Genomic DNA, 12418 nt, shown 5'->3' on the forward strand with positions numbered 1-12418 from the left:
GCGGCTGCGGCGTTTTGCCCGGCAAACGGTCCGGAATTTGCTGCGCAACGGGGGCGGGCACGGGCGCGGTTTCACGCAACTCCTGCGTCGGCCGACCGTTATTGAGAAGAAGCATCTACGACGCTTGGTGTTTGAGGGTAAAAATTCTATAGTTAGAACGCCTCGAAGAAGATAAAATCTTCTCTTTGCGCCTCGTTATCGAGAGATATATAGAATATAATTCCAGTCAACCCCCGAATTTTGGGGCAGCGGAGTATGTATGCGGTTTCTGCCTGTCTTCCTCGATTTGCAGACCGGGCCGATCATTCTTGTCGGCCAGGGCGAATTCGTGCGCGCCAAGCTGAGGCTGCTGCTGGCGGCCGGTGCGCGGATTCGCTGGTACGCGACGGACGGCAATCGTGACACGTCCGGGCTCGATGCCGAGGGCGTGGCGCGCATTGAGCATGTCGAGGGCGATCCGGTGACCGCCGATCTTTCGGGGTGCATCGCGGTGCTCTGCGCCGGCACCGGTGAACTCGGTCACGCGGTGGCTGCCCGCGCCAAAGCGAGCGGCGTGCCCGTCAATGTAATGGATGAGCTTGCGCACTCCACTTTCATCTTTCCGGCCATCGTCGACCGCGGCGATGTGGTCGTCGCCGTTGGAACCGGCGGTGCGTCGCCGGTGGTGGCGCGGCGTGTACGCGAAAAGATTGAGGCGATGCTGCCTGCGCGGATCGGCGATCTCGCGGGCTTCATCGGGCGCTGGCGCAAACCGATCAACGACAAGATCGTCGAGGCTCCGTTGCGTCGCAGGTTCTGGGAGCGCATCGTCGATGGTCCGATCGGCGCGCTGGTGCTGGCGGGGCGTGGTACCGAGGCCGAGAAGGCGCTGACGGAAATCGCCGATCTCTCGATCTATGCTGGTGCAGCGCAGACCGGCGTTGTCGAAGGTCACGTCACGCTGGTGGGAGCAGGGCCGGGCGATCCGGATCTCCTGACCATCAAGGCGCTGCGTGCGCTGCAGGACGCGGACATTGTATTTTACGACGAACTGGTGTCCCCCGAAGTGCTCGACCGCATCCGCCGGGATGCATCGCGCATTCCCGTGGGTCGCCGGGTCGGCAAGCCCGGTATCGGTCAGGATGCGATCCACAAATTGCTGATCGAAGCCGCGAAAGCTGGGCAACGCGCCGTGCGCTTGAAGGGCGGCGATCCCTTCATCTTCGGGCGCGGTGGCGAGGAGATCGAAGCGCTGCGCGAAGCGGGTGTTGCTTACTCCGTTATTCCCGGCATCACCGCAGGCCTTGGCGCTGCGGCTATGTTCGAGGCGCCGCTGACCTATCGCCGCGAAGCACTGCGCATCACTTTCCTGACGGCTCACAAGGAAAAGGACGCCGACAAGGTCGACTGGTCGACGCTCACCGACGAGAAGATGACCGTCGTTGTTTATATGGGTATGACCGCTGCCCCCACGATCCGCGCTGGATTGCTCGCTGCCGGGCGCTCGCCACAAACGCCGGTTGGCGTGTTTGCGCGCGTGACGCGTCCGGACGCGCAAGCGGCGGTGGGTGTGCTCGACGATCTCCCGGCGCTGGTCGACCAGATCGATGGCGGTCCGGCGGTTCTCATCATTGGCGATGTCGTGGCGCATTCCGCGCCGTGGCGGGCCGCTCAGATCAACAAGCTCGTTTCAGATTTATTGGTGGCTGCCGAATGACCTCTCCGCTGCAACAGAAAATCAAGATCACCGGCCCGTCGGTGGTGACTGCCAACCGTACCTGGGACGGCGTGGTGATTTATCGCGATGCCCATAAAGGCTGGACCACCGACCTCGCAGAGGCTGCCATCGTGCGCACTGCCGATGATGCGCGTGCGCTGCTTGCTGAATCCACAGCCGATGACGTTGGCGCCATCGGTCCCTATATCGCGCCGGTCGCCGTGAACGACAACGGCACCGTCGAGCCCGGCAATCTCCGTGAACAGATTCGCCGCAAGGGCGTCACCATCGACCTTCCGGCTTCGGCTTAAGGCACCTGAATTATGTATGCTTATGATGAAATCGACCGCACGCTGATCAACGAGCGTGTTTCGGAATTCCGCGATCAGGTGAAGCGCCGCCTCGCAGGTGAACTCACCGAAGATGAGTTCAAGATGCTGCGGTTGATGAACGGCGTCTATCTTCAGCTTCACGCCTATATGTTCCGCGTCGCCATTCCCTATGGCACGCTGTCATCGCCGCAACTGCGCAAGATGGCGCATGTGGCGCGACGCTATGACCGCGGCTATGGCCACTTCACCACACGGCAGAACATCCAGTTCAATTGGATCAAGCTCGCCGATCTGCCGGATGCGCTGGAAGATCTTGCTTCGGTCGGCATCCACGCGATGCAGACCTCGGGCAATTGCACACGCAATGTCACCACCGATCAATGGGCAGGTGTCGCGCCGGGCGAGGTCGAGGATCCGCGCATCTGGGCGGAATTGCTGCGGCAGTATTCGACCATGCATCCGGAATTCTCGTTCCTGCCACGCAAGTTCAAGATTGCGATCACTGCGTCGGCCCATGATCGCGCGGCGATCAAGGTGCATGACATCGGTCTGCGAATTCACAAGAACGAGGCCGGCGAAACTGGCTTCGAAGTGCTGGTCGGCGGTGGCCTCGGTCGCACGCCATTCATCGGCAAGGTGATCAAGCCGTTCGTGCACGGCCGCGACATTCTGAGCTACGTCGAGTCCATCCTGCGCGTCTACAACCAGTATGGCCGCCGCGACAATATCTACAAGGCGCGCATCAAGATTCTGGTTCATGAGCTGGGCATCGAGAAATTCGCCGCCGAAGTTGAGGATGAGTGGCTGGCGACGCGCGAGAGTTCGCTGACGCTGGACAACGAGGTTGTCGAGGATATCCGCTCGCGCTTCAGCTATCCGCACTATCAGAAGCTCTCCGACACGCCGGACGAGTTGGCGGCCGCGTCGGCTGATCCGCATTTTGCGCGCTGGCTCAAGAACTCGGTCGCGCCGCATCAGCGGACCGGCTACGCCATCGTGACATTGTCGTTGAAGCCGGTGGGTGGCCCGCCCGGCGATGCCACGGCCGACCAGATGGATGCGGTTGCCGATCTTGCCGACAAATACTCGTTCGGCGAAATCCGCGTGGGCCATGAGCAAAATCTAGCGCTGCCGAGCGTGGCCAGGCGTGATCTGCCCGCACTGTGGCGGCAGCTGGACAAGCTCGGCCTCGCCACGCCGAACGTCAATCTGGTCACCGACATCATCGCATGCCCTGGCCTGGACTACTGCTCGCTGGCTAATACGCGTTCGATCCCGATCGCGCAGGAACTAACGCGGCGTTTCGCCAATAACGATCTCGCGGAGCTGATCGGTCGGCTGCATATCAACATCTCCGGCTGCATCAATGCCTGCGGCCATCACCATGTCGGCCATATCGGTATTCTCGGCGTCGAGAAGAACGGCGAGGAATTCTTCCAGATCACAATCGGTGGCCGTGCCGACGAGCATGCCGTGGTCGGCACCCTGATCGGACCGGCGGTGCCTTTTGCCGAGGTAGCCGACGTCATCGAGGATATCGTCGAAGCCTATTTGGCACTGCGTGCCCGGCCGGACGAATTGTTTGTCCAGACTGTCGAACGCCTCGGCGTCGAGCCGTTCAAGGAGCGCGTTTATGCCACTCGTTAAGCAAGGCAAGATCGTTGCCGACGGCTATATTCACGTGGCCGACGATGCGGAGATTCCGGTCGACGGAGCGGCGTTGATTCCGGCTGCGCGTTTTCTCGCCGATCCGGAGGCGCTGCTGAAGCGCAGCAGCCCGACCGGTGTGATCTGGCCGAATAACCGCGATCCGGAAGAGCTAGTGCCTTATCTCGACAGGCTCGCGGTAGTCGCGCTGGTCTTCCCGTCGTTCCGCGACGGCCGAGCCTACAGCCAGGCGCGCCTGCTGCGTGAACGCTACAAATACAAGGGCGAATTAAGGGCAACCGGCCAAGTGTTACGCGATCAGTTCGTCATCCTGCTGCGCGCCGGTTTCGATTCATTTGAAGTGAAGAAGGATGCCGATGCGGAAGCGTTCGCGGCTACGGTGAAACGCTACACTGTGTTCTATCAGCCGACCGGCGATGGTCGCATCACGGCGCTGCATCAGCGCATGCAGTTGCGTCATGCGGAGAACGCGCGCTAATTCGCCGCATGTCGACGGCTTTCGCAGCGTTGGTTGATGACAAATGACCAGCGCGCGATACGGTCTCCATACGAAGGCATATTCATAGCACATTGCTGCCGTCATGCCGCCAACATTGGAATCTGGTTTCGTTGACTTAGCGGTGCTTCTTCAAGATTTTGCCCCCACCTCATGACGATCGTGTCGTGAGGTTGGATGGAGATCAAAATGGTCCGTCGTATTCTTCCCGTCATTGCGGGTCTCTTAATTGCAACATCGGCGCACGCGGCAGACATTTCGCTGCTCAACGTGTCGTATGACCCGACGCGCGAGCTGTATGTCGATTTCAACAAATCGTTCGCTGCTGCGTATCAGAAGGAAACCGGCAAGAGCGTCGAGATCAAGCAGTCGCATGGCGGCTCGGGGGCGCAGGCGCGCTCTGTGATCGATGGTCTGCAAGCCGATGTGGTCACCCTCGCGCTCGCCTACGACATCGACGCAATCGCCAATAAGGGCCTGCTGGCGAAGGACTGGCAGAAGCGCCTGGCGCAGAATTCATCACCCTATACGTCGACCATCGTTTTCCTGGTGCGCAAGGGTAACCCCAAGGCCATCAAGGACTGGGACGATCTGATCAAGAGCGGCGTCAGCGTCATCACGCCAAATCCGAAGACTTCTGGTGGCGCGCGCTGGAACTATCTCGGCGCCTGGGGCTATGCTCTGAAGAAATATGGATCGCAGGACAAGGCAAAGGAATTCGTCGGTAACATCTTCAAGAACGTTCCGGTTCTCGATACCGGCGCGCGTGGCTCGACCATCACCTTCGTCCAGCGCGGCGTCGGCGATGTCTTGCTGGCCTGGGAAAACGAGGCGTATCTGGCAATCCAGGAATTCGGCAAGGACAAGTTCGAGATCGTCGCGCCGTCGCTTTCAATTCTCGCCGAGCCGCCGGTCGCCGTCGTTGATACCGTCACTGATAAAAAGGGTACTAAAGCCGCTGCCGAGGCCTATCTGAAATACTGGTACACCAAGGAAGGTCAGGAGATCGCCGCGCGCAATTTCTATCGTCCGCGTGATGCCGATACTGCCAAAAAGTACGAGGCTTCCTTCGCCAAGGTTGATCTGTTTACGATCGACGACGTGTTCGGAGGTTGGACCAAGGCGCAGAGCGAGCACTTTACCGACGGCGGCGTGTTCGACAAGATCTACAAGAACTGATCGTTCGCAGCGAAACATCCGGACCGGTATGCCGGTCTGGGGCTTTTACCAAAGCAAGGGGACATTGTGAGCGCGGCACCTAAACGAAGTTCGTTGCCGGGGTTCGGCCTGAGCATGGGCCTGACCCTGACATGGCTGTCGCTTTTGATTTTGATCCCGCTGGCGGGGTTGTTCGTCAAGACAGCGGATCTCAGCCTCTCGCAATTCCTCGATACCGTCACCAGCAACCGCACATTACACGCGCTCAGGATTTCGTTCGGATTGGCCTTCGCGGCTGCGCTGGTCAATCTGGTCGCTGGCCTGATTATCGTCTGGGCCCTGGTGCGGTACCGGTTTCCCGGTCGCCGGCTGTTTGATGCCATTGTCGATATCCCGTTCGCCCTGCCCACTGCAGTGGCAGGCATCGCGCTGACGACATTGTTCGCGCAGAACGGATGGCTCGGCGCGCCGCTGGCGTCACTCGGCATCAAAGTGGCGTTTACGCCGCTCGGAATTTTCCTGGCGATGGTCTTCATTGGCATTCCGTTCGTGGTGCGGACGGTGCAGCCGGTGCTGATCGATCTCGATGTCGAGATCGAAGAGGCCGCGGCCTGTCTCGGTGCCTCTCGCTGGCAGACCATCACCCGCGTCATCATTCCCAGCCTCACGCCGGCCATTCTCACCGGCTTCGCGCTGGCCTTCGCCCGCGCCGTTGGCGAATATGGCTCCGTGATCTTCATCGCCGGCAACCTTCCAAATGTGTCGGAGATTGCGCCGCTCTTGATCGTCATCCGGCTGTCGGAATTCCGCTACGCCGATGCGACAGCGATCGCGGTGGTCATGCTGGTCTTCTCATTCCTGATCATCTTCGTGCTCAATCGGCTGCAGCGCTGGGCGCAGACACGCGCGCTGGCCGTGAGTTGACCTGACATGACCATTACAATTATCAATTCGCCAGTCACCGTGGAGCGCGCCCAGTCCGTGGCACGACAGGACCTGCATACCGAGCCATGGCTCGTGCGCGGCATCATTATCGGTGTCGCAGTGATGTTCCTGACAGTGTTCGTGGTCCTGCCGCTGATTTTGGTATTCTCGGAGGCATTGTCCAAGGGCGTTGGGTTCTATCTGTCGGCCTTGGGAGATTCCGAGGCGCTCTCGGCCATCTGGCTGACGCTGATCACAGCAGTGATCTCGGTCAGCCTCAATCTGGTATTCGGCGTTGCCGCCGCTTGGGCGGTGGCCAAATTCGAATTCAGGGGCAAGACCTTGCTGGTCACCCTGATCGATCTGCCGTTCTCGGTCAGCCCCGTTATCTCCGGTCTGGTATTCGTGCTGCTGTTTGGTGCGCAGGGTTTCTTTGGGCCATGGCTGATGGCGCATGGCATCAACATTCTGTTTGCCGTGCCGGCGATCGTGTTGGCGACCACCTTCGTCACCTTCCCGTTCGTCGCCCGGGAATTGATTCCGCTGATGCAGGAACAGGGGTCGCAGGAGGAAGAGGCTGCGATATCGCTCGGGGCGAGTGGCTGGCGTACCTTCGTTGTGGTGACGCTCCCCAACATCAAATGGGGCCTGCTCTACGGCGTACTGTTGTGCAATGCGCGGGCGATGGGTGAGTTTGGCGCGGTTTCGGTGGTGTCGGGCCACATTCGCGGCGAGACCAACACCATGCCGCTGCTGGTGGAAATCCTGTATAATGAATATCAACTGGTGGCGTCGTTCGCGATCGCGTCATTGCTGGCTCTGCTGGCGCTCTTGACGCTGATCGCAAAGACCATCCTCGAAGGCCAGATTGAAGAAGGACAGCTGCCCCGTGACGATTGAAGTTCGGAATATCGTAAAGCAGTACGGTGCCTTCAAGGCGCTGGATAATGTCGACCTCAGGGTTGCTGATGGTGAGTTGCTCGCGCTGCTCGGACCGTCCGGTTCCGGCAAGACGTCATTGCTGCGAATTATCGCAGGGCTCGATTGGCCGGATTCCGGCGAAGTCTCGTTCGATGGTGAAAACGCGCTGGCGCGGGGCGCTGGCGAGCGCCACGTCGGTTTCGTGTTTCAGCACTATGCGTTGTTCCGCCATATGAGCGTGTTCGAGAATGTGGCCTTCGGCCTGCGCGTGCAGCCTCGCGCCGTGCGCAAGAGCGAAGCGCAGATCCGCGCGCGGGTGAAGGAGCTTCTCGATCTCGTGCAGCTCGACTGGCTCGCCAATCGCTATCCCAGCCAGCTCTCCGGCGGCCAGCGGCAGCGTATTGCGCTGGCGCGTGCGCTCGCCATCGAGCCGCGCATTCTGCTGCTCGACGAGCCGTTCGGTGCGCTCGATGCCAAGGTCCGCAAGGAGTTGCGGCAGTGGCTGCGCACGTTGCACGAGGAAATCCACGTCACCTCGATCTTCGTCACGCATGACCAGGAGGAGGCGCTCGAAGTCGCCAATCGCGTCGTGGTGATGGACAAGGGCAAGATCGAACAGATCGGCACGCCTGGCGACGTTTACGATAACCCGGCGACGGCTTTCGTGCACTCATTCATAGGTGAATCGATCGTGCTCCCGGTCGATGTAAGCGACGGCCAGGTGAAGCTCGGCCATCGCCCGCTCAACATCGATGCGGGCAGCGCAAGCGGACCGTCGAAATTGTTTGTTCGTCGTCACGACATGCAGATCGGTCCGCTCGGCGAGGGAGCCCTCGAAGGCACCGTGCGCCGCGTCCGCACCTTCGGCCCGATCCAGCGCGCCGACATCGCGTTGTCTGGCGATGATACGCTGGTGGAGATCGATGCCCCGCGCGACCGTCCGCTCACCACGGGCGATGCGATCAGCCTGCAGCCGCGGCGCTACCGGATCTTTGCCGGGCAGGAGTGACTGGCGCTTTCTAAAAATCCCCTGCGTTCACCTTTCAGCCACGGTTGGTGTGCAACAACGGCCCCTTAGATTTGGGGGATTGCCGATGAAGCGGGTGGCTCTGGCCAGTCTGGGATTTCTGTTGCTGGCAGGGTGCGCGGGGACCGTCGATACTGTGCCGGACCAGCCCACCATGTATCTCAGCATGGCCAATGGTGGCGCCAAGCTCGATCCGGTGGCCGCAGCCTCGATGATCTCACTGTACCGGCAGAACAATGGCCTCGGTCCGGTAGTGGTCGATCCCGCATTGATGGCGCTGGCGGAAGACCAGTCCACTGCCATGGCGAAACGGAACAAGCTCGATCACGACGTCAAGGCGCCGCTGGCCAAGCGTCTGAATGCCGGCGGTTATCCGGCGACTCTGGCGGTCGAGAACGTCTCGGCCGGCTATCACACTATGGCTGAGGCCTTTTCTGGCTGGCGGGACTCGCCGCCCCACCGAGCCAATATGCTGAAGTCCGGTGTCACAAAACTGGGTATTGCCGCGATCTATGCTCCCAACACCAAATACAAGGTGTTCTGGACCATGATCCTGGCTTCGACGGATTCCAAATAAGCCTTTGCAGATAGCCGAAGCGTGATGGTGCTCCGCACCATCCGAGATTGACGTCGCCGCAAGGGGACGCCACGGTACGGTTCCCGTCGCCGACAGGATCGAGTGGTCCCATGGATATGTCCGATCAGCCTCAATCCAACGCTGCCAGCAAACCCGCCGAAGCCAAGCGCGTCCTGGTGCTGCAAGGGGGCGGCGCGCTCGGCTCCTATCAGGCCGGCGCCTACGAGGCGCTGTGTCATCATGATTTCGAGCCGGAATGGGTGGCAGGCATCTCCATCGGCGCCATCAACGCGGCGATCATCGCAGGCAACGAGCGCGACAAGCGGATTGGCAAGCTCAAAGAATTCTGGGAGATGGCGGCATCGCCGGTCCCCTGGAGCCCGATGCTGACGGATGATCGCGCGCGCTCTTATTTCTACGAGGCAGGCGCCGCTGTCATTGCTACATTCGGCGTGCCAGGCTTTTTCGTGCCGCGGATTCCACCAGCACCACTGTGGCCGCCCGGCAGTCCGCAGTCGCAGAGCTTTTACGATACCGCGCCGCTGAAGGCGACGCTGGAGCGGCTGGTCGACTTTGATCGTCTCAACGATTGCAAGACCCGGTTAAGTGTCGGCGCGGTGAGCGTGACCACCGGCAACTTCACTTATTTCGACAACACGCTCTTCAAGAAAGATCGCAAAAGGATCGAGCCCGAGCACATCATGGCCTCCGGTGCGTTGCCGCCGGGGTTTCCCTCGATCGTCATCGATGGCGAGCATTTCTGGGATGGCGGCATCGCCTCAAACACACCGCTGGATTTCGTACTGGATGACGTCACCAGCGATCTACTGATCTTTCAGGTCGATCTGTTCAGCGCGCGCGGGCCATTGCCGCAGTCGATCCTGGAAGCGCAGGAACGCGAAAAGGACATTCGCTATTCCAGCCGCACCCGCATGAATACCGACAAGAACAAGAAGATCCACAACATCCGCAAGGCGCTGCGTGATCTGATTGGTAAATTGCCGGCAGAACTGAAGCAGGATCCCGGAGTGGCGCTGTTGTCGGAAGCCGCGAAGGAAAATACCGTCACGGTGGTGCATCTGATCTATACGAGCAAGAATTACGAGTCGTCGTCGAAGGACTACAATTTCTCGCGCATCGGCATGGTCGAACACTGGGGCGCCGGCGAGCGCGATGTGTTCCTCTCGATGCGCCACAAGGACTGGTTCGAGCGGCCGCAATCCGATGAATCGATGGTGACGCATGCGCTCACCGCCGACGACTACAATGACCTCCCGCAGCATTTGACGTCCAACAGGAGCAAGTAATGGCTAATCTCACGGGCAAGACCGCCGTCGTCACCGGTTCGACCAGCGGCATCGGCCTCGCTTATGCGCGCGCTTTCGCGAGCGCTGGCGCCAATATCGTGATCAACGGCATGGGCGTGCCTGCTGACATAGAGAAGGAACGCGCGGCGATCGAGAGCGACTTCAAGGTCAAGGCGATCCATTCGCCAGCGGACATGACCAAGCCGGCCGAGATTGCCGAAATGATCGCGCTCGGCGAGAAGACCTATGGATCGGTGGATATTCTCGTCAACAATGCGGGCATCCAGTTTGTGTCTCCGATCGAGGAATTCCCGATCGAGAAGTGGGATGCGATTATCGCCATCAATCTCTCCTCGGCCTTCCACGGCATCCGCGCCGCCGTGCCCGGCATGAAAAAGCGCGGCTGGGGCCGCATCATCAACACCGCCTCGGCGCATTCGCTGGTCGCCTCGCCGTTCAAGTCGGCCTATGTCTCTGCCAAGCACGGCATTGCCGGCCTGACCAAGACCGTTGCGCTGGAAGTCGCGACCCACAAGATCACCTGCAACTGTATCTCGCCCGGCTATGTCTGGACGCCGCTGGTGGAGAAACAGATCCCCGACACCATGAAGGCGCGCGGACTGACCAAAGAGCAGGTCATCAACGACGTCCTGCTGGAAGCGCAGCCGACCAAGGAATTCGTAACGTCCGAACAGGTCGCGGCCCTGGCGCTGTTTCTGTGCGGCGACGATGCGGCGCAGATCACCGGCACCAATCTGTCGATCGATGGCGGTTGGACGGCGGAATAAGTTTGCTTCCTGACCTCCTCCTGCTTTGCAGGGGGAGGTTGCTAGGCGCCTTGCTTTCCGAAGGCGAGCACGTGCAGTCCAAGCCGCTGTCGCACGATCCAGAACAGCAGGATCGTCTCGAATGTAAGCGCGATCGACGTTGCCGCGGCGGCGCCATGGCCGCCGAATTTCGGCACCAACACGAGACACAGCACCAGGTTCATCACGAAAGCCGACGCGTAGGCCACGGCGCAAATATGTTGGTGACCGAGCATGTTGAGCAGCCGCTCGACGGGACCGATTGCGGCGCGCACCACGAGGCCGATGGCTGCGATGAACATGATGTCGTAGCCGCTGGTGAATTGCGGACCGAACAGCCATAGCAGCGGCTTGCCCAGAGCGAGCAGGACCAGCGTCGCCGCGAGCGACGGCCAGAATGTCCATTTGATCGCGTGGGTGACGTAAGCGGCAAGACGATCCTTGTCGCCGGCCGCGTGATATTCGGTAAAGCGATGCGCCGTCGTCGCCGACATCGCGTAATGAATGAACGACACCAGCGCCAAGGTTTTTACGACGGCGAAATACACACCGACTTCGTCAGATGAGACGAACTGCTGCAGCACCAGCACGTCGGTGTAGGACAGCAGCAGATAGAAGCTCTCGACCAGCAGGATCGGCAACGACACTGCGAGCCAGCCGCGATAGTCATAGGCCTTCGGGCCGGGCTCGATATGGGTGTGAAGCCGGCGATTGAGTACGATCATCTGGCCGATCATCGCAACCCATACTGCCGCGACGCTGGCCAGCATTGCGATGGTCGCACCAAGCTTAAAGCCCAGTGCGAAGGCGCCGGCGGTGAAGCCGATGATGAGCGCCTGGCGGATGATGAATTGCGGCATTAGGCCGAGGCGCATCCAGTCATGGGAGCGCGCGATACCATCCTGCGTGTTGGCAACGACGAAGGCCGGCAGCGTCAGGCAGCCGAGATAGAGCGGCACCACCGTGTCGGCGTCGATCCACGGCGAGATGAGCTTGACGAGGCCAGCGAGCAGGAGCGAGACCATCACCGAGACGATACCGGTCATCCAGCGGCTGCCGGAGAGGAAGCCGCGCAGCCGTGCGTGATCGCCGCTGGCGCGATATTCCGGGATGATCTTCTGGGCTGAAGCGGCGATGCCGAAATCCATCATCGAGCCGAGCAGCAGTACCCAGGTCCAGACATAGACATAGATGCCGTAGTCCGACGTGCCCATCCAGCGCGCCAGCAGGATCTGCGAGAAATAAGCGAGGCCGGCCGAGATCATGCGGATGAGGAAGATCGTGCCGGCGAGGCGGCGCGTCAGCGAGGCTTCGCCTGAGCCGGTGAACAGGGCGCGTAGCCTGGCCTTGAGGCCGACGGGCTCGCTTGCGGGTGCGGAGTCTGCGTCCATCACGGCCACGACAAGGTCCTCAGCCGCAGGCGTGCGGCAGCGGTCTGGCGTAGCAAGCAGTCGTTAACATCCGGTTGGACGGAGATGTACAGGTTGCGCGCAACAGGTCACGCGC

General features: G+C 60.7%; 12 protein-coding genes. 11 read left to right on the top strand and 1 reads right to left on the bottom strand.

All coding sequences use genetic code 11. The features are described 5' to 3' along the window. Window positions 1-259 precede the first annotated feature (259 nt). From cysG to AB8A23_RS13170, 11 genes are all read left to right on the top strand, one after another. A complete protein-coding gene (gene cysG / locus AB8A23_RS13120) occupies window positions 260-1696 on the top strand; it encodes a siroheme synthase CysG (RefSeq protein WP_439059518.1) in 1437 nt (478 codons plus the stop codon). After that, complete coding sequence (locus AB8A23_RS13125) at window positions 1693-2007, top strand: DUF2849 domain-containing protein (protein WP_089265421.1); 315 nt, start codon at window positions 1693-1695, stop codon at window positions 2005-2007. Before cysG ends, AB8A23_RS13125 begins: the two co-directional genes overlap by 4 nt. Before the next feature lie 12 nt (window positions 2008-2019). Beyond that, window positions 2020-3675 (top strand): nitrite/sulfite reductase, encoded by a 1656-nt coding sequence (locus AB8A23_RS13130; protein ID WP_175368309.1) that lies wholly within the window; start codon window positions 2020-2022, stop codon window positions 3673-3675. Next, entirely contained in the window at window positions 3662-4174 is a 513-nt protein-coding gene (locus AB8A23_RS13135; protein ID WP_175368310.1) for a DUF934 domain-containing protein, read from the top strand. Before AB8A23_RS13130 ends, AB8A23_RS13135 begins: the two co-directional genes overlap by 14 nt. A 207-nt stretch (window positions 4175-4381) precedes the next feature. Beyond that, complete coding sequence (locus AB8A23_RS13140) at window positions 4382-5371, top strand: sulfate ABC transporter substrate-binding protein (RefSeq protein ID WP_093757326.1); 990 nt, start codon at window positions 4382-4384, stop codon at window positions 5369-5371. 66 nt (window positions 5372-5437) lie between these two features. Then, window positions 5438-6274, top strand: a complete 837-nt coding sequence (cysT, locus tag AB8A23_RS13145; RefSeq protein ID WP_420878685.1) for a sulfate ABC transporter permease subunit CysT — start codon at window positions 5438-5440, stop codon at window positions 6272-6274. A gap of 6 nt (window positions 6275-6280) precedes the next feature. Next, complete coding sequence (cysW, locus tag AB8A23_RS13150; RefSeq protein WP_175368311.1) at window positions 6281-7174, top strand: sulfate ABC transporter permease subunit CysW; 894 nt, start codon at window positions 6281-6283, stop codon at window positions 7172-7174. Continuing rightward, the gene (locus AB8A23_RS13155; protein WP_089265416.1) at window positions 7164-8204 is read left to right on the top strand and encodes a sulfate/molybdate ABC transporter ATP-binding protein; all 1041 of its coding nucleotides are present in this window, start codon (window positions 7164-7166) and stop codon (window positions 8202-8204) included. The genes cysW and AB8A23_RS13155 overlap by 11 nt, the downstream gene beginning before the upstream one ends. Before the next feature lie 85 nt (window positions 8205-8289). Next, window positions 8290-8799, top strand: a complete 510-nt coding sequence (locus AB8A23_RS13160; protein WP_231079717.1) for a CAP domain-containing protein — start codon at window positions 8290-8292, stop codon at window positions 8797-8799. Between the two features lie 110 nt (window positions 8800-8909). Beyond that, window positions 8910-10106 carry a DUF3734 domain-containing protein gene (locus tag AB8A23_RS13165; protein WP_320445204.1) on the top strand — a complete coding sequence of 399 codons (1197 nt, stop codon included), beginning with the start codon at window positions 8910-8912 and terminating at the stop codon, window positions 10104-10106. Continuing rightward, entirely contained in the window at window positions 10106-10894 is a 789-nt protein-coding gene (locus AB8A23_RS13170) for a 3-hydroxybutyrate dehydrogenase (protein ID WP_439059517.1), read from the top strand. Before AB8A23_RS13165 ends, AB8A23_RS13170 begins: the two co-directional genes overlap by 1 nt. Window positions 10895-10935: 41 nt before the next feature. Here AB8A23_RS13170 and AB8A23_RS13175 read toward each other — a convergent pair whose 3' ends face one another. Next, a complete protein-coding gene (locus AB8A23_RS13175; RefSeq protein WP_439059516.1) occupies window positions 10936-12312 on the bottom strand; it encodes a flippase in 1377 nt (458 codons plus the stop codon). Between the last annotated feature and the right edge of the window lie 106 nt (window positions 12313-12418).

It is taken from the genome of Tardiphaga sp. 619_E2_N8_4 (assembly GCF_051810905.1).
In the GTDB taxonomy this organism is placed as follows: Bacteria; Pseudomonadota; Alphaproteobacteria; order Rhizobiales; family Xanthobacteraceae; genus Tardiphaga; species Tardiphaga robiniae.

Coding starts and splice junctions, on each gene's coding strand:
- AB8A23_RS13135 (WP_175368310.1), top strand. CDS start 3,662: ATGCCACTCGTTAAGCAAGGCAAGATCGTTGCCGACGGCTATATTCAC.
- cysW (WP_175368311.1), top strand. CDS start 6,281: ATGACCATTACAATTATCAATTCGCCAGTCACCGTGGAGCGCGCCCAG.
- AB8A23_RS13165 (WP_320445204.1), top strand. CDS start 8,910: ATGGATATGTCCGATCAGCCTCAATCCAACGCTGCCAGCAAACCCGCC.
- cysG (WP_439059518.1), top strand. CDS start 260: ATGCGGTTTCTGCCTGTCTTCCTCGATTTGCAGACCGGGCCGATCATT.
- AB8A23_RS13160 (WP_231079717.1), top strand. CDS start 8,290: ATGAAGCGGGTGGCTCTGGCCAGTCTGGGATTTCTGTTGCTGGCAGGG.
- AB8A23_RS13170 (WP_439059517.1), top strand. CDS start 10,106: ATGGCTAATCTCACGGGCAAGACCGCCGTCGTCACCGGTTCGACCAGC.
- AB8A23_RS13130 (WP_175368309.1), top strand. CDS start 2,020: ATGTATGCTTATGATGAAATCGACCGCACGCTGATCAACGAGCGTGTT.
- AB8A23_RS13125 (WP_089265421.1), top strand. CDS start 1,693: ATGACCTCTCCGCTGCAACAGAAAATCAAGATCACCGGCCCGTCGGTG.
- AB8A23_RS13140 (WP_093757326.1), top strand. CDS start 4,382: ATGGTCCGTCGTATTCTTCCCGTCATTGCGGGTCTCTTAATTGCAACA.